Annotated in this window: 14 protein-coding genes; 3 read left to right on the top strand and 11 right to left on the bottom strand. The window is 66.8% G+C overall.

Going from position 1 to position 14,581, the window contains the following annotated elements:
• Positions 1-4 precede the first annotated feature (4 nt).
• The 5 genes from KBY77_RS01580 to menD form a co-directional block, all read right to left on the bottom strand.
• Positions 5-736, bottom strand: coding sequence for a hypothetical protein (locus KBY77_RS01580; RefSeq protein ID WP_255101856.1), 732 nt, complete (start codon positions 734-736; stop codon positions 5-7).
• A 2-nt stretch (positions 737-738) separates the two neighbouring features.
• The gene (gene glgA / locus KBY77_RS01575; protein ID WP_255101855.1) at positions 739-2,331 is read right to left on the bottom strand and encodes a glycogen synthase GlgA; all 1,593 of its coding nucleotides are present in this window, start codon (positions 2,329-2,331) and stop codon (positions 739-741) included.
• 73 nt (positions 2,332-2,404) lie between these two features.
• Positions 2,405-3,085 carry a L,D-transpeptidase family protein gene (locus tag KBY77_RS01570; RefSeq protein ID WP_255101854.1) on the bottom strand — a complete coding sequence of 227 codons (681 nt, stop codon included), beginning with the start codon at positions 3,083-3,085 and terminating at the stop codon, positions 2,405-2,407.
• Positions 3,086-3,428: 343 nt separating this feature from the next.
• The gene (menB, locus tag KBY77_RS01565; protein ID WP_255101853.1) at positions 3,429-4,325 is read right to left on the bottom strand and encodes a 1,4-dihydroxy-2-naphthoyl-CoA synthase; all 897 of its coding nucleotides are present in this window, start codon (positions 4,323-4,325) and stop codon (positions 3,429-3,431) included.
• 22 nt (positions 4,326-4,347) lie between these two features.
• Positions 4,348-6,144 carry a 2-succinyl-5-enolpyruvyl-6-hydroxy-3-cyclohexene-1-carboxylic-acid synthase gene (gene menD / locus KBY77_RS01560; RefSeq protein WP_315856450.1) on the bottom strand — a complete coding sequence of 599 codons (1,797 nt, stop codon included), beginning with the start codon at positions 6,142-6,144 and terminating at the stop codon, positions 4,348-4,350.
• A 32-nt stretch (positions 6,145-6,176) separates the two neighbouring features.
• Here menD and lepB point away from each other — a divergent pair, with 32 nt between their 5' ends.
• Positions 6,177-6,782 carry a signal peptidase I gene (gene lepB / locus KBY77_RS01555; RefSeq protein WP_399211985.1) on the top strand — a complete coding sequence of 202 codons (606 nt, stop codon included), beginning with the start codon at positions 6,177-6,179 and terminating at the stop codon, positions 6,780-6,782.
• A gap of 53 nt (positions 6,783-6,835) precedes the next feature.
• The gene (locus KBY77_RS01550; RefSeq protein ID WP_255101852.1) at positions 6,836-7,183 is read left to right on the top strand and encodes a DUF760 domain-containing protein; all 348 of its coding nucleotides are present in this window, start codon (positions 6,836-6,838) and stop codon (positions 7,181-7,183) included.
• 33 nt (positions 7,184-7,216) lie between these two features.
• On the opposite strand, the gene KBY77_RS01545 is transcribed toward KBY77_RS01550, so the two are convergent.
• The 6 genes from KBY77_RS01545 to KBY77_RS01520 all read right to left on the bottom strand — a co-directional run bounded on the left by KBY77_RS01545 (position 7,217) and on the right by KBY77_RS01520 (position 13,950).
• Positions 7,217-8,395, bottom strand: a complete 1,179-nt coding sequence (locus KBY77_RS01545) for a DUF4336 domain-containing protein (protein ID WP_255101851.1) — start codon at positions 8,393-8,395, stop codon at positions 7,217-7,219.
• Positions 8,392-9,231 carry a metal ABC transporter permease gene (locus tag KBY77_RS01540; protein ID WP_255101850.1) on the bottom strand — a complete coding sequence of 280 codons (840 nt, stop codon included), beginning with the start codon at positions 9,229-9,231 and terminating at the stop codon, positions 8,392-8,394. Before KBY77_RS01540 ends, KBY77_RS01545 begins: the two co-directional genes overlap by 4 nt.
• The gene (locus KBY77_RS01535) at positions 9,231-10,049 is read right to left on the bottom strand and encodes a metal ABC transporter ATP-binding protein (RefSeq protein ID WP_255101849.1); all 819 of its coding nucleotides are present in this window, start codon (positions 10,047-10,049) and stop codon (positions 9,231-9,233) included. Before KBY77_RS01535 ends, KBY77_RS01540 begins: the two co-directional genes overlap by 1 nt.
• A gap of 4 nt (positions 10,050-10,053) precedes the next feature.
• Positions 10,054-10,950 carry a metal ABC transporter substrate-binding protein gene (locus KBY77_RS01530; protein ID WP_255101848.1) on the bottom strand — a complete coding sequence of 299 codons (897 nt, stop codon included), beginning with the start codon at positions 10,948-10,950 and terminating at the stop codon, positions 10,054-10,056.
• A gap of 315 nt (positions 10,951-11,265) precedes the next feature.
• Positions 11,266-12,342, bottom strand: a complete 1,077-nt coding sequence (gene psbA, locus KBY77_RS01525) for a photosystem II q(b) protein (protein WP_255101847.1) — start codon at positions 12,340-12,342, stop codon at positions 11,266-11,268.
• Between the two features lie 210 nt (positions 12,343-12,552).
• Complete coding sequence (locus tag KBY77_RS01520; RefSeq protein ID WP_255101846.1) at positions 12,553-13,950, bottom strand: YcjF family protein; 1,398 nt, start codon at positions 13,948-13,950, stop codon at positions 12,553-12,555.
• A gap of 104 nt (positions 13,951-14,054) precedes the next feature.
• Here KBY77_RS01520 and KBY77_RS01515 point away from each other — a divergent pair, with 104 nt between their 5' ends.
• Complete coding sequence (locus tag KBY77_RS01515) at positions 14,055-14,552, top strand: hypothetical protein (RefSeq protein WP_255101845.1); 498 nt, start codon at positions 14,055-14,057, stop codon at positions 14,550-14,552.
• The last annotated feature ends 29 nt before the right edge of the window (positions 14,553-14,581 follow it).

The raw sequence follows: 14,581 nt of genomic DNA, 5'->3' as shown, positions 1-14,581 counted from the left end.
CGGATCAATCGAGCAGAATCATGCCCCCGCCCACGACGGCATTCCGGCCCAGTTCTGCGTCACTGGTGTCGAGCAGCCGCAATTGCTCGTAGCCCAGGTCAAGGGACTGCTGCCACCACTGCTGCGCCAGCCCTTGCCGCTCGCTCTCCGGGAGGGAATTGAAGGCCTCTGAGATCCGCAGCCTCAGCACGCCGCCGCCGCGGCCGCCTGTGGGAGCCGCCAGCACCAGCCCCGATTCATCACTGAATCCCGGCGGTAACTGGATCGGGGTTTCGCTGGCGCTGGGGGTTGCCTGAGGCGGGGGCACCGGCTCAGGAGAGGTGCCAACTGTCTCCCTCGGCTCCCGGCGGTCTTCTTTGGCTTCAACCGGGGCCTCCGGGGCCTGTGCCGGGTCAACGGCCGGATCAATCGATAACGGAGGCGATACAACCGATGCTGATGGCCCTGACCCATCCATCTCCACCGGCCTTTCAGCGAGCAGTGGGTGCCGCTGCCCAATCGCGAATCTCCCCGCCAGCGCCAGCAGGAGTAGAGCCAGCAGCAGCGCGGCAGGCCAGAACAGGGTTGCCTGGCGCCGGGGCCAGAACTGTGGCGTGGGCAGATCCCCCTGCCACTGGCGCCGCCAGATCCGCCTCAGGGCCAGAGCGCAGCTGGCGGCCACGGCGCGCAGATCCCGCCCCAGTGCCCGCCAGGGGCTTTCGTAAACGACCGGCAGCTCGGAGCCGGAGCGTTCCACGCTCAGCTCTGGCTGCGGCGCAGGAGGGCGGAGAAGGGATTGCGGGGACCACCGCTCCCTTCTGGCCTGCGGGGTTGGGCCTCGGTTTCAGCCGATGTCACTGCTGCAACCGAATTCGCGGCTGCAGCCGTCTTGGCAGAGCCGCCGGTCTGGACGAGGCTGGGATCGGCATCCTGGCCGAGGGAGAACTGCTCCACATCGGCGGCTGAGGGGGTGGGCTGCTTCACCCCACGCACATCGCGATACATGGCGTCGTACTCCAGGGCTGAGCGGGTCCAGCTGTGGTCGACGGCCATGGCGCGCAACTGCAGTTCCCGCCAGCTGTGGCTGTGGCGGTAGGCCTCCCAGGAGCGCACGATCGCGGTGTAGAAGTCGACCGGCTCATAGCGATCGAAGCAGAAGCCGGTGCCGCTGTGGTCGGCTGGCACATGGGGCTGGACGGTGTCGACCAGGCCGCCCACCTTGCGCACGACCGGGATGCAGCCGTAGCGCATCGCCAGCATCTGGCTGATGCCGCAGGGCTCGAATCGGCTGGGCATCAGGAAGGCATCGGCACCGGCGTAGATCAGACGTGCCAGGGCGTCGTCGTAGGTGAGGAAGACGGAGAAGCGGCCGGGATGGCGGGAGGCCATCTGCCACAGGCCCGATTCGTAGTTGCGGTCGCCTGTGCCCAGCACCACGATCTGGCTGTCGGAATAGGCCAGTACCCGGTCGGCCACCTGCAGCAGCAGATCCACCCCCTTCTGGTCCACCAGGCGGCTCACCATTCCCATCAGATAGGTGTTGGGGCTGACCCCCAGCCCCATGCGCTCCTGCAGCACCCGTTTGTTGGTTGCCCTCGGGGCCATGTCGGTGGTGCTGTAGCAGGCGGGCAGAAGGCTGTCGGTGGCCGGGTTCCAGGCTTCGGTGTCGATGCCGTTGAGGATGCCCCGCAACTTGCCGCTGATGAAATTCAGCAGGCCATCGAGGCGTTCGCCGTATTCGGGCGTGCGGATTTCCTGGGCATAGGTGGGGGAAACGGCGTTGACCCGATCGGCATAGAGCAGGGCGGCGGCCATGGTGTGATCCCCCTGCATGTACCAGGGGATCCAGGTCATGCGCTCGAGCTTCCAGCGCCAGGGACCCTGGTATTCAAGGTTGTGGATGGTGAAGACCGTGCTGATCTCGGGGTCCTGGTGCATCCAGACCGGGATCATGCCGGTGTGCCAGTCATGGCAGTGAAACACCTCCGGTTTCCAGTGGTTCCAGGCGAATTCGGCGGCGGCATTAGCGAAGAATGTGAAGCGCCAATCCTCATCTTCTCCGCCGTAGATGCGCTCCGGATCGAACACCGGATGGCCGACCAGATAGAGCGGCAGCCCATTGCTGGGATGGCGGGTTTCGTAAACGGCAAAGTCGTTGCCCATCGCCTGTCCTCGCCAGACCGGCTCTCTGGGGATCTCCAGGCGGCTCCAGAGCTTGCTGTAGCCCGGCATGATCGTGCGCACGTCATGGCCAAGTGCCGCCACTGCCGGCGGCAGGGACCCCACCACATCGCCCATGCCCCCCACCTTGATCATCGGGGCGCACTCGGCGGCGGCGAATAACACGCGCATGGGAAGAACCCAGGGGAGGGCCGAACTCTACGTTTGCTGCCCCGCTGGGCCAGCCTGGCTGCAGCCCAGGGGATCAGGGAAGCACCGTCACCACCATGCCCATGCGCACGAGCTCGAAGAGGTCGCGCACGTTCTCGTCGTACATGCGAACGCAGCCGTGGGAGACCGCCTGACCGATGCTCTCCCGCTGGGGTGTGCCGTGGAAGCCGGCACTGACGCAGCCCTTCACTTCCAGGTGCTGCTGACCGTTGAAACCGCGCTTGCCGGCGCAGTCGCGGTGGAAGCCGATCCAGCGGCTACCCAGGGGATTGTTCGGGCCGGGGGGGTAGATCTTGCCGCTCACAGGGTGCTTCCAGGCCGGATCGGGCGCCATCTCGATCACCTGGAAGCGGCCCAGGGGGGTTTCCCAGCCGGGCATGCCCACACCCACAGGGAACCGGCGCAGTTCACGGCCGTTCTCCACCACCACCACCTGCCGCTTGCCGCGGTGAAGCACCAGGCTGCGCTCAGGCAGCGGCGAGGCAATTGCCACTGCGGCGTCTGGTTCTGGCTTGGGCAGCGCCTGGCGTTGCTGCGGGGTTGGGCTCTGGGGCAGAGGCTGTATAGCCGGGGTATGGGGGAGCGTGATCGGGGGATGCCATGGCCTGGGTGTCGAGGACTTGGGCTGCTGCACCTCGGCCAGGGCACCGGCTGGTGCGAGCAGGCCTCCACCAACCAGCAGGGTCACCAGGGGGAACAGGAAGCGGGGAGGCACGGCCAGGTGAACGTTGAAATGCTCTTGACACCTACGTTATCGAAATGGCTCCTGAGCAGCCTGTCAGTGGAAGGCCATGAATCCCGGAGTCGTGCCATGAACGGCCGCTCGCGAAAAACTCGTGACGATTCTGGATGATTCACAGGCGCAGGAACGCCGGATTCGCTGGGCCTGAGATTGCTCCAGGCCGGGATCTGCAGCACACTTTGTTGTACTCAGGCCGACCCATGGTGGTTGGCCATCATCTGGCCAGTCTGAGGCGATCAAAGGCCCATTGCTGCAGCATCTCAACCAGCAGGCCGGTGGTGCCTTGAGCTTCAGCAGGCGATGACCTGCAGTGGCGTCAGGGCAACCAGGGGGCATCGCTGAAATCGGGGTCCCGCTTCTCCAGAAAGGCATTGCGACCTTCCTGACCCTCTGCTGTTCGGTAGAAAAGATGGGTGGCCTGGCCCGCCAGCTCCTGGATGCCGGCCAGGCCATCGGTTTCGGCGTTGAAGGAGGCCTTCAGGCAGCGAATCGCCGTGGGGCTGTGCTGCATCACTTCCCGGGCCCAGCGCACCCCCTCTGCCTCCAGTTCCTGCAGCGGCACCACTGCGTTCACCAGCCCCATGGCCAGGGCCTCTTCAGCGTTGTAGCGGCGGCAGAGGAACCAGATCTCCCGGGCCTTGCGCTGGCCGACCAGCCTGGCCAGGTAGCCGGCGCCGAAGCCGCCATCGAAGCTCCCCACCCGGGGGCCCGTCTGGCCGAACACGGCGTTTTCCGCAGCCAGGCTGAGGTCGCAGAGCAGATGCAGCACCTGGCCGCCGCCGATGGCATAGCCCGCCACCAGGGCGATCACCACCTTGGGCAGGGAACGGATCTGGCGCTGCAGATCGAGCACGTTCAGCCGCGGCAGGCCGCTTTCATCGAGGTAGCCGCCATCGCCGCGCACGCTCTGGTCGCCGCCGGAGCAGAAGGCATAGCCCCCGTCGGCCGCAGGTCCCACGCCGGTGAACAACACCGCCCCCACCCGCGGGTCGTCGCGCACCCGGCTGAAGGCGTCGTAGAGCTCCACCACCGTGCGTGGACGGAAGGCGTTGCGCTTGGCCGGACGGTTGATGGCAATCCGGGCAATCCCCTCCTCACACCGATCGAAGCGGATGTCCTCGTACTGGGCGGCCGAGTGCCATCTCACCAGGTTCCTCCCCGGCAGAACCGGTCCGGAGCCCGTGGCAACGTCCGGTGTCGACTCGACGCTCATCGCGGCGGGGGCTGAAGGGGATTCATTCTGAGCCGCGGGCGGGGGCGTCCTGACGCAAGCGCTGGCGCAGCAGAGCATCCGCCTGTCGATCGGTCCTCACCTCCAGCAGGGCCACCGGCTGCTCAAGGGCCCAGGCCAGGGCGTCGCCCAGCTCTGCCAGAGACCCGATCCGGCGAGAGGGCACCCCGTGGGCGGAGGCCAGGACGGTGTGGTCCAGGGGCTGACCCATGGCGAAGAGGCGCTCGAAATCCAGGGAAGCTGGGGCCCGGATCGGCAGTTGCTCGAAGATGCCGCCGCCGCCGTTCTCGATCAGCACGACCGTGAGTCTGCCCCGCAGTTGGTGGTGCCAGAGCCAGCCATTGGCGTCGTGGAGCAGGGCCAGGTCGCCGCAGAGCAGCACCAGCTCACCGAGGCTCTCCGCCAGCCCGGCCGCCAGGGAGAGCGTGCCATCGATGCCGGAGGCCCCCCGGAAGCCATACACGGGTCTGGCAGGGCCGCCGGGATCGGCAAAACTCTCCCAGTCGCGCACGGGGCTGCTGCTGGCCAGCATCACGGCCAGGCCTGACGGCAACAGCTGGCTGAGAGCCCTGGCCAGGCTGGGTTCATCGGGTCGGCTGCCGGCCGCCTTGTGCGTCAGCTGGGCGTTCAACCAGGTCTGGGTGCGGCTCTCGGCGGCTTGCCAGCTGGCCAGAAAGGCCTGGTTGGCCTTGGCGGTCTGCCCTGCCTGCCAGCAGGTGGCCGGCAGGGCAGAGCACCAGGCCGAGAGTCCGTCACTGCGGCTGGCCTGGACCGTGCCCAGGGGATCGAGCGGGCGCGGATCCCCTTCGCTGATCAGCACCTGATGGCCCCCACAGCTCTCCAGCCAGCGCTGCAGCCGTCGGCTGGCGGGCAGGGGCCCCAGCCTCAGCATCTGGGGGGGCACCAGAGCGGGGTCGGGATTCTCCAGGATCAGGTCATAGCCGGCCACCAGCTCCAGCCCGGCCTGACCCCGCAGGCCGGAGAGCCCATCCGCCAGCAGCGGCCAGCCACAGCGTCGTTGCCAGCGCCCCAGCGCCGCGGCAAAGGCGGGCCACTGTCCAGGACTGCCCCGCCAGGGCCCCGCCACGATCACGCCGGGTAGGTCGGGATCCAGCCCGAGCAGGTCAGCGCCGGCTTCATGCTCCCGACTGGAACGAGGGCTACGTCCGGCTGGGCACCCACCCATGGCGGCAAGCTCATGGGCCAGGCGCTGCAGGGCTTCCGCCCCGGCATGGAGTGGCTCCTCGAAGGGCAGATTCAGGTGCACCGGACCCATCGGAGCGGCCAGGGTCATCCGGTTGGCCCGCCTGGCCAGGGCCTGAAGGGCAGCCCGGTCCATCGCGGCCAGACCGCGGCTGTCAGCCTGGGCGAACCAGCGGCAGCAGGGGGCGAGGAAGTCCTCCTGATTCACGGTCTGGTTGGCGCCGCAGTTCTTTAGACGCTGCGGACGGTCGGCGCTGAGCAGCAGCAGCGGAATGGCGCCCCTGTCGGCCTCCACCACCGCTGGCAGCAGGTTGGCCACGGCGGTGCCGGAGGTGGTGATCACCACGGCCGGTTTGCCCTCGGCCCTGGCCAGGCCGAGGGCAAAGAACCCCGCCGAGCGCTCATCGATGGCCGTGTGCAGCTTCAGGCCCCCTGGCAGCAGCAGCCCTGCCGCTGCTGCCAGCGGCCCTGAGCGGCTTCCCGGGCAGAGCACGACCCGCTCCATGCCAAGGGCCGTCAACTCCAGCAGCAGGTACACCGCCGCCCTGAGGTTGGCCTCAGCCCGATCCCCCTGCAGGGGGGGCAGCTCCTGGCTCACTGGGTCCGTCGCCGCTTCAGGATGGAGCGATCATGCCCAATCCCGCTCCAGCCCCTTCGGCACCGACCCCAGCCGCCGCCAGCCGCCGCTGGGGGATGGCCCGCCAGCTGATTCCCCTGTTGCTCTGGGTGGGGCTGGCCCTGCTGCTGCGCTGGCAGGTGATGGAGCCCCGCTGGATCCCCTCCGGCTCCATGCTCCCCACCCTCCAGCTGGAGGACCGGATCCTGGTGGAGAAGCTCAGGCCCCGGCTGGCTCAGGTTCTGCCGCTCGGAGCGATCGTGGTGTTTCGCCCGCCCGATCCCCTGCTCGCCGCCGGCTACGACCCCCGGGCCGCCCTGATCAAACGGGTGGTCGGGGTGCCTGGTGATGTGATCGAGGTGGCCGCTGGTGAACTGTTGCGCAATGGCGCGGTGGTGAGCGAACCATGGCGGCTTGAGCCCATCAACTATGAGTTCCCACCCCTCACCGTTCCGCCAGGCCACCTGCTGGTGATGGGTGATAACCGCAATGCCAGTCTCGACTCCCACCTCTGGGGACCCCTGCCGGTCGACCATGTGATCGGCACCGCCGTGTTCCGTTACTGGCCCCTGCGCCAACTCGGCCCGATACGGTTCCCACCCATGGCCGGCCGGGGATGATCTGAAACCTTGCGTTAAGGTGCATCTCCAGAAACGGATCACGCCGGAGGGGCATGTTCAACCCGGAGTTCCTGACCACCGACAGCGAATCGATCAGCGGGAATTCCCTGATTCAATACCTGCAGGACCAGTCACCCGATGTGCTTCAGCGGGTCGCTCGCTCCGCCAGCGGTGACATCCAGGACATCATTCGCCACAACGTTCAGGGATTGCTGGGGATGCTCCCCGGTGAGCAGTTTGAAGTGAAGATTCAGACCAGCCGCGACAACCTCGCTGGTCTGCTTGCTTCCGCGATGATGACAGGCTACTTCCTGCGCCAGATGGAGCAGCGGATGGAGCTGGAAACCACCCTCTTCGGCGAGGGTGGTCTGGATGCCGATCCGGGTGAACTCAAGCTCTGAGCCTCGGTTTCGCGGATCAGGCATCGGCCCTGATCAGCCTCCTGGCTCGCTGGGCACCACGCCCCAGCGCAGCAGGGTTCTATCGATGCTCGCCAGGTAGGCCCAGGAACCATCGGAGCTGGCCCATGGTCGTTGCCGAATGCTTTTGGCCAGGCTCAGCAGATCATCTTTGGAGCAGGCCACTGGGGCGTCGTAATGGGCAGGCACCAGCCAGCGCAGCGGCTCCAGCTCGGCGAGGCTCTCCAGCCAGCTGAGCAAGGCTTCCTGGCAGCGGGGGAACACCAGCCGTTCCAGCACCGGTGCCACCTGTAACCGGGCTTCGCCGCGGGAGCCCAGCAGAGCCTTGAACTCCGCCTCCCAGCCTGGCGACCAGCGAAAGGGGTACAGGCCGAAATAGGACCTGGACTGGCGCAGACCCGGTTGCCACGCCTGGCTGAGCACCTCCCTCAGACCTGGAACCTGCACCGAACCGGGGCGCAGGTAGGAGGCGAACAGCACCATCCGCCACCAGCCTCGCCGCCGTTGCTCGGGGGTGTCGATCAACGGCTGGTCGCCTCGGTCGCGGCCATGGAAGAGCAGCGGTGTGGGATCGGCCTCGAACAGCTGGGGCGGCGCCGGTGGGATCGCCACCAGGGCGTCGGTGACCAGCAGGGCTCCGCTGAACTGGTGCAGACAGGCCACCTCCATGAAGGTGCCGGTCCCCAGGTGGAGGGGGCCGAGGGGATGCCAGCTGAGCTCCTCCCCATGGGGCACCCCATCCGCAAACAGCACCCGGGTACGGGAGCGGGGAAACCCCAGCCATGGCAGCGGCAGCGGCAGCGGAAAGCTCCACTGCTGCGGACTCACCCAGACCTCGGCTTCGGGAAAGGCCCGCGCCATGGCCGGCACCGGCAGCTTGTGCTCCAGGCCCGAGCTGGTGGGCAGCACGATCGTGCGCACCGCTCCGTGGAGCCGCTCCAGGGCCCGCAGCTCCCCCAGCAGCTCTTCGGTGGGGGGCACCGGCGCGTAAAGCAGCAGCCCCTTGCGCAGGCGCAGCACCGTCATCCGGATCGGCACGGCCACGTAGAAAATTCCCTGCAGCTGCTCGAAACTCCACACCTGCCCGGGAATGAGCGTGCGCACCAGGGTGCGACGGCGGCCGTAGGGGTAGAGGGGCAGCAGGGGCCACCAGGGCCAGCTCTGGCTGGGCCTTGGCTGCTCCACAGCTGTCAACGACGCTGCTGGGCCAGCAGGCCGTGCCGTGGTGCGAACAGGAAACTGAGCAGAAACAGCCCTGTCTGCACCAGCACGATGCAGCCGGCTGTGGAGGCATCCATCCAGTAACTCCAGTAGATGCCCAGCACACTGGAGAGAATCGCCGAGCCGATCGCGATCCAGGTCATGCGGTCAAAGCGGTCGGTGAGCAGGTAGGCGGTGGCTCCAGGTGTCACCAGCATCGCCACCACCAGGATGATGCCCACGGTCTGCAGTCCGGCCACCGCCGCCAGGGAGAGAGCCGAGAGCAGCAGGTAGTGGAGGAAGCCGGTGTTCACGCCGATCGAGCGGGCGTGGGTGGGGTCGAAGCAGAACAGGATCAGATCGCGCCGGAACAGCAGCAGAACCAGCAGCACCAGCAGGCTGATCAACACCGTCTGACGGATGTCCTCGCCGCTGATCCCCAGCACGTTGCCGAAGAGGATGTGGGTGAGGTCGAAGGTGCTGCGCACCTTCGAGACCAGGGTGAGGCCGAGCGCGAAGAATCCCGTGAACACCAGCCCGATCACCGTGTCTTCCTTGATCCGGGTCATCTGCTTGATGTAGCCGATCGCCGCCACCGAGCCCACCCCGAAGACAAAGGCGCCCAGGGCGAAAGGCAGGTTGAGCGCATAGGCGATCACCACGCCCGGCATCACCGCGTGCGACACCGCATCCCCCATCAGGGCCCAGCCCTTGAGGGTCATGAAGCAGGAGAGCAGCCCGCAGACGCCAGCCACCAGCGCACTCACCAGCAGGGCCCGCACCATGAAGTCGTGGCGCAGGGGCTCCAGCAGCCAGAGCAGGGGATCCATCAGGGCTCGCTCCTCCAGGGTTCGCTTCCCGGTTCAGGGCGCGGCTCGAGGCCAGGGCTGGTGAGCAACTGCGCCGGGCTGCCGCCGAAGGTACGGGCCAGGTTCTCCTCGGTGAACACCTCGGAGGTGTCGCCGTAGGCCAGGACCGTCTTGTTGATCAGCACCACCTCATCACAGAAGCCAGTGACATGGGAGAGGTCGTGGGTGGAGATCAGCAGACTGCGGCCCTCGGCGCGGAACTGCTGGAACAGTTCGATCATCAGCCGCTCCGTGCGGATGTCGACGCCGGCGAAAGGTTCATCGAGCAGCAGCACGGATGCACCCTGGGCCAGGGCCCGCGCCAGGAAGGCCCGCTTGCGCTGACCGCCGGAGAGTTCACCGATCTGACGATGGCGCAGGGGCCAGAGCTCCACCCGCTCGAGGCTCTCACGCACGGCCCGGTGGTCGTCACGGCCGGGAATGCGCAGCAGGTTCATGCCGCCGTAGCGACCCATCATCACCACGTTGGCCACGTGGATCGGGAAGTTCCAGTCCACACTCTCCATCTGGGGCACGTAGGCCACCGCCTGGCGGCGCAGCGCCTGGCGCAACGGCAGGCCATTGATGCTGATTTCCCCCTGGGAGGGCCGCACAAAGCCCATCAGCGCCTTGAACAGGGTTGATTTGCCGGCGCCGTTGGTACCCACCAGGCCACAGATGCTGCCGGCATTCACCCGCAGGGACACCTCATGCAGGGCCACGACCCCGTGGTAGCTCACACAGAGGTGGCTGACGCGGATGCGCTCGGCGTTGGGGGCCAGATCCGGGTGGGTGGCCATGGGTTCAGCTCCCTCCCTTCAGGCCCTGGATCAGGGTGCGGACGTTGTGGCGCTGCAGCTGCAGCAGGGTCGGCGCTTCTCCCTGGGGCGAGGAGAGCGAATCGACGTAGAACACACCACCGAAGCGGGCGCCCGTCTGCTCGGCCACCTGGCGCTGCACCTTGTCGCTGACAGTGCTCTCGCAGAACACCGCCGGCACCTGACGCTGGCGCACGGTGGCGATCAGCCGCGCCATCCGCTGGGGGGTGACCTGGGATTCGGAGTTCACCGGCCAGAGGTAGGCCTCATCGAGGCCGTAGTCCTTTGCCAGGTAGGTGAAGGCCCCCTCGCAACTGGCCAGCACCCGCCTGGGCGGCGGGATCGTGGCCAGTTCCCGACGCAACTCCTGGTCGAGGGCCCTCAGCTGGCCGCGGTAGGCCTCGGCGCGGCGGCGGTAATCCTCGGCGTTGGCCGGATCGAGCTGGCTGAAGGCCTGGCGGATGTTCTCCACGTAGATCTCTGCGAGGCGGGGGGACATCCAGGCATGGGGATTGGGTTTTCCCCGATAGGCATCCTCTGTGATCGGCAGGGGGGTGATCCCAGCGGTGAGGGTGGCTCGTTTCAGTTCTGGCATCCCTGCCAGGAAGCGATCGCTCCAGCGCTCCAGGTTCAGGCCGTTCTCCAGCAGAAGGATGGCCCCCTCGACCCGGCGCAGATCGCCGGGGGTGGGCTCGTAGCCGTGGATCTCCACCCCCTGCTTGGTGATTGATTCCACCCGCAGGTGATCGCCGGCCACGTTGCTGGCCATGTCGGCCAGCACGGTGAAGGTGGTGATCACCAGGGGACGGTCCTGGTCCGCGCCGGTGCTGGGGGAGGAGGCCCCGGGGCCTGTGCCGCGGCAACTGGTCAGGGCTGCCAGCACCGTGGCTGCGACCAGCAGGACCAGAGACCCATAGGAACGATGCCGGCTTTTGGCCCTTCCGTCAGCGCCGATCCGAGCGACCAAAGACCCTGCTCATCAAGATGCAAATCTACAAGCCACGGATGCAGCAGCGGCGATCGCAGTCAGGTCGATCTCAGTCACTTCGATTGCAGAAACGCCGATCGCAGAAACGCCGATCGCAGAAACGTCGGTCGCAGAAACGGCACAGCGATCAGAGCATCTGCAACAAAAAACCCCCGCCGGTGGCAGGGGCTGAGCTGATTCTGGCTGTGGCCCCTTGGGGCTGAGCTGGGATCAGCCGATGGAGGGGGCGGTCAGCGCCAGGGGCACGATCTCGCTGGCAGCCAGATCCAGCGGGAAGTTGTGGGCGTTGCGCTCGTGCATCACCTCGAACCCGAGGTTGGCCCGGTTGAGCACGTCGGCCCAGGTGTTGAGCACCCGGCCCTGGGAATCCAGGATCGATTGGTTGAAGTTGAAGCCGTTCAGGTTGAAGGCCATCGTGCTCACGCCCAGGGAGGTGAACCAGATGCCGACAACCGGCCATGCAGCCAGGAAGAAGTGCAGGCTGCGGCTGTTGTTGAAGGAGGCGTACTGGAAGATCAGGCGACCGAAGTAACCGTGGGCAGCCACGATGTTGTAGGTCTCTTCCTCCTGGCCGAACTTGTAGCCGTAGTTCTGGCTCTCGCTCTCGGTGGTTTCACGCACCAGGGAGCTGGTGACAAGTGAACCGTGCATGGCGGAGAACAGGGAGCCGCCGAACACTCCAGCCACACCCAGCATGTGGAATGGGTGCATCAGGATGTTGTGCTCAGCCTGGAACACCAGCATGAAGTTGAAGGTGCCGGAGATGCCGAGGGGCATGCCGTCGGAGAAGGAGCCCTGACCGAAGGGGTAGATCAGGAACACGGCGAACGCGGCCGAGAGGGGTGCCGAATAGGCCACGCAGATCCAGGGACGCATGCCGAGGCGGTAGGAGAGTTCCCACTGGCGGCCCATGTAGCAGGAGATGCCGATCAGGAAGTGGAAGACCACCAGCTGGTAGGGCCCGCCGTTGTAGAGCCACTCGTCGAGGCTGGCGGCTTCCCAGATCGGGTAGAAGTGCAGGCCGATGGCGTTGCTGGAAGGAACAACGGCGCCGGAGATGATGTTGTTGCCATACAGGAATGATCCTGCGACGGGCTCCCTGATGCCATCGATGTCGACGGGGGGAGCGGCGATGAAGGCAATGATGAAGCAGATGGTGGCTGCCAGGAGGCAGGGGATCATCAGCACACCGAACCAACCGACATAAATGCGGTTATCGGTGGAGGTGACCCACTGACAGAAGTTTTCCCAGTTGCCAGCGCGTCCGCTGCGAACGGCCGTGGTCATTGGAGGAATGAGGACGGGATGGATTAACCCAGGTGATCAGTTCCAGATCAGGCTCAGGGCGCTGATTCTGGGACTGGCCGTTATGGGCACCCATTGACGTTAAGCAAAGCCTTCCATCTGGCCAGCGAAAGCCTTGAAACGTTTCCCGCTTAAAAAGAACTTCATGAACATCTTCATCAAGACTTCATGAAGATATTTTAATTGCGGGCTTCAGCCTGCTGCTTCCAGTCCCCGGCTCGCCTGGCTGCGCCACCAGGTCTGCCCCTGGCTGAGGAACCCCATCCAGTCGAGCCGCTCAGCTTCCGCGGCCCTGGCCACCAGCAGGGGGGCCTGCTGCCGCAGAACCTGCAGATCCATTTCGGGCACACCGCAGGAGAGGGCGAGCACGTCGGCCATGGCATGGGCCACCACACGGGTGAGATAGGCGGCGCTAAGGGCCTGCAGCGCCCCCCCCACCAGCCAGGTGGTGCCCTCCAGGCGCATGGCCGAGAGCAAGGCCTGGCTGGTCCACTCCGTCACTCCCAGGGCCAGGGCCGCCTTGGCCAGCTCGGTCGCGGCCTCGCGCAACTGAGCCAGTTGCCAGGGGCAATCCCAGAGCTCGGCCATTTCCTTGAGCATCAGTCCATTGGCCACCGCCAGCACCAGCACATCGACGCTGGGCATGGGGGCCGCGAACACCCCGCCGGCCACCAGCCACTGGGTGCGTCTCACCAGGCCATCGAGACGCCCCCGGCGTAGAACTTCCAGCCTGGCTTGCCAGTCGCCGTGCAGGCTCTCGAGGCAGCGCAGTTCGGTCTGCAGCAACATGGCCCTGCCGCTGGCGCGCAGCATCCGGCTGCAGGGTTCAAGAGCACGGCTGAGTTGGTTCTCCTCGCCGCTCCAGAGGATGACCTGATTGGCGAGTGTCGCGGGCAGCTGGGCGCGCAACTCCTGCTCGAGATCCGGCTGTGGTCCTGGGCCGGGGCGCGCCACCAGCAAGAACACGGCCTGGCCCCTGGGCAGGGATTCGAGCCAGCGCAGATCCGCCGCTCTAAGGGGGGTCTCCAGGTGAATGAGCAGCAGGTCGCACTGCTGGAACAGCAGGGGCCAGCTCCAGTCGGGGCTGTGGCTCGGCAGTGGATGGCCCCAGTGCAGGCAGAGGGGCAGGGGGGCCTTGAGTGCACGGATCAGCTCAGGCTGCAGGCTCTGTGGCGGCAGAGAGACCCCGGCCAGACCCACCTGCAGCCGCTGTCGCGGCTGACGTTCGCGCAGCTGCTGCAGCTGCAGCCGCCGGCTCTCCTGTTCGGCGGCGGCCGCCGGATCGTTCTGCGTGGGCTGGAGCTGCTCAAACTGATTCAGCAGCCCGTCGCAGCGCTCGATCCAGCCGCTCCAGCTGGAGGGAAGCCTGGGTTGGATCGTGGCCTTGCCACGGCTGAGCCACCACAGGCCCCCAGCCGCCGCGGCAACCACCACGGCACCGGAAACACTGCCGTGCAGGCTGTCGCCCAGAAGCAGACCGCCGGCCAGCACCAGGGCGGCCGGCATCCAGGGCATCCCAGGCCGCCAGCTCCGCGACTGGTCTCCGGCAGCGGAGCTGGCGGCAGCGGTGGAGTCGGCTGGGGTTGTCAAGGTTGGTGCGGCGCTGCCGAAGCAGTGCCTCTCTAGCTCAGCCGCCCACTCCTGCCCAGGCCGCCCGGATCACCCCCAGACTGGTCAGGTCGAGCGGCCTTGCCATGGTTAAAACGGCCCCGGCCGCCAGTCTGATGCTCACCCCCCGGCTGGAGCAGGAGCTGGCCCGGTTTCTGCAGCTGCAGCAACTGGAGCGGCACTGGCACGGGGGTCTGCCGGTGCTGCTCCTGGATCGCTGCTGGTTGCGGCTTGAGGCGCTGGCGGTGGAGCGGCTGGCGGCGGAGTTGCCGCCGGATTGCACGGCTGCGGCCCCCGAGCTGGAGGCCTTCCGCCGCTGTTGCCGGGATGGCCTGAGCCCGGCGGCGGCTGAGGCCCACTGTTGGCGCGAGTTCGGTGAGGAGGCCTGCCGGCTGGCCCTGAAACGCCACTGGCAGGCCCAGGAGCGGGGCCACCACGGCTGGACCCTGCAGGCCTACCTCGCCTTTCTCGACCGTTACCGGCACGCTTTCGCCATGTCCGGCCCAAGGCCGTTGCCGTTGCTGGTTCTCGCCCGCTCCGGCAGCGCCGAAGCCCACCGAATGCTCTGGCTGATGGCCCCATGAACCGTTGATGCGGCACACTTGCCCCCTGA

It is taken from the genome of Synechococcus sp. Cruz-7E5 (genome assembly GCF_024345995.1).
Taxonomy (GTDB): Bacteria; Cyanobacteriota; Cyanobacteriia; order PCC-6307; family Cyanobiaceae; genus Regnicoccus_A.
The sequence above is the reverse complement of the archived record's forward strand: the minus strand, read 5'-3'. Positions and strand labels throughout refer to the sequence as shown.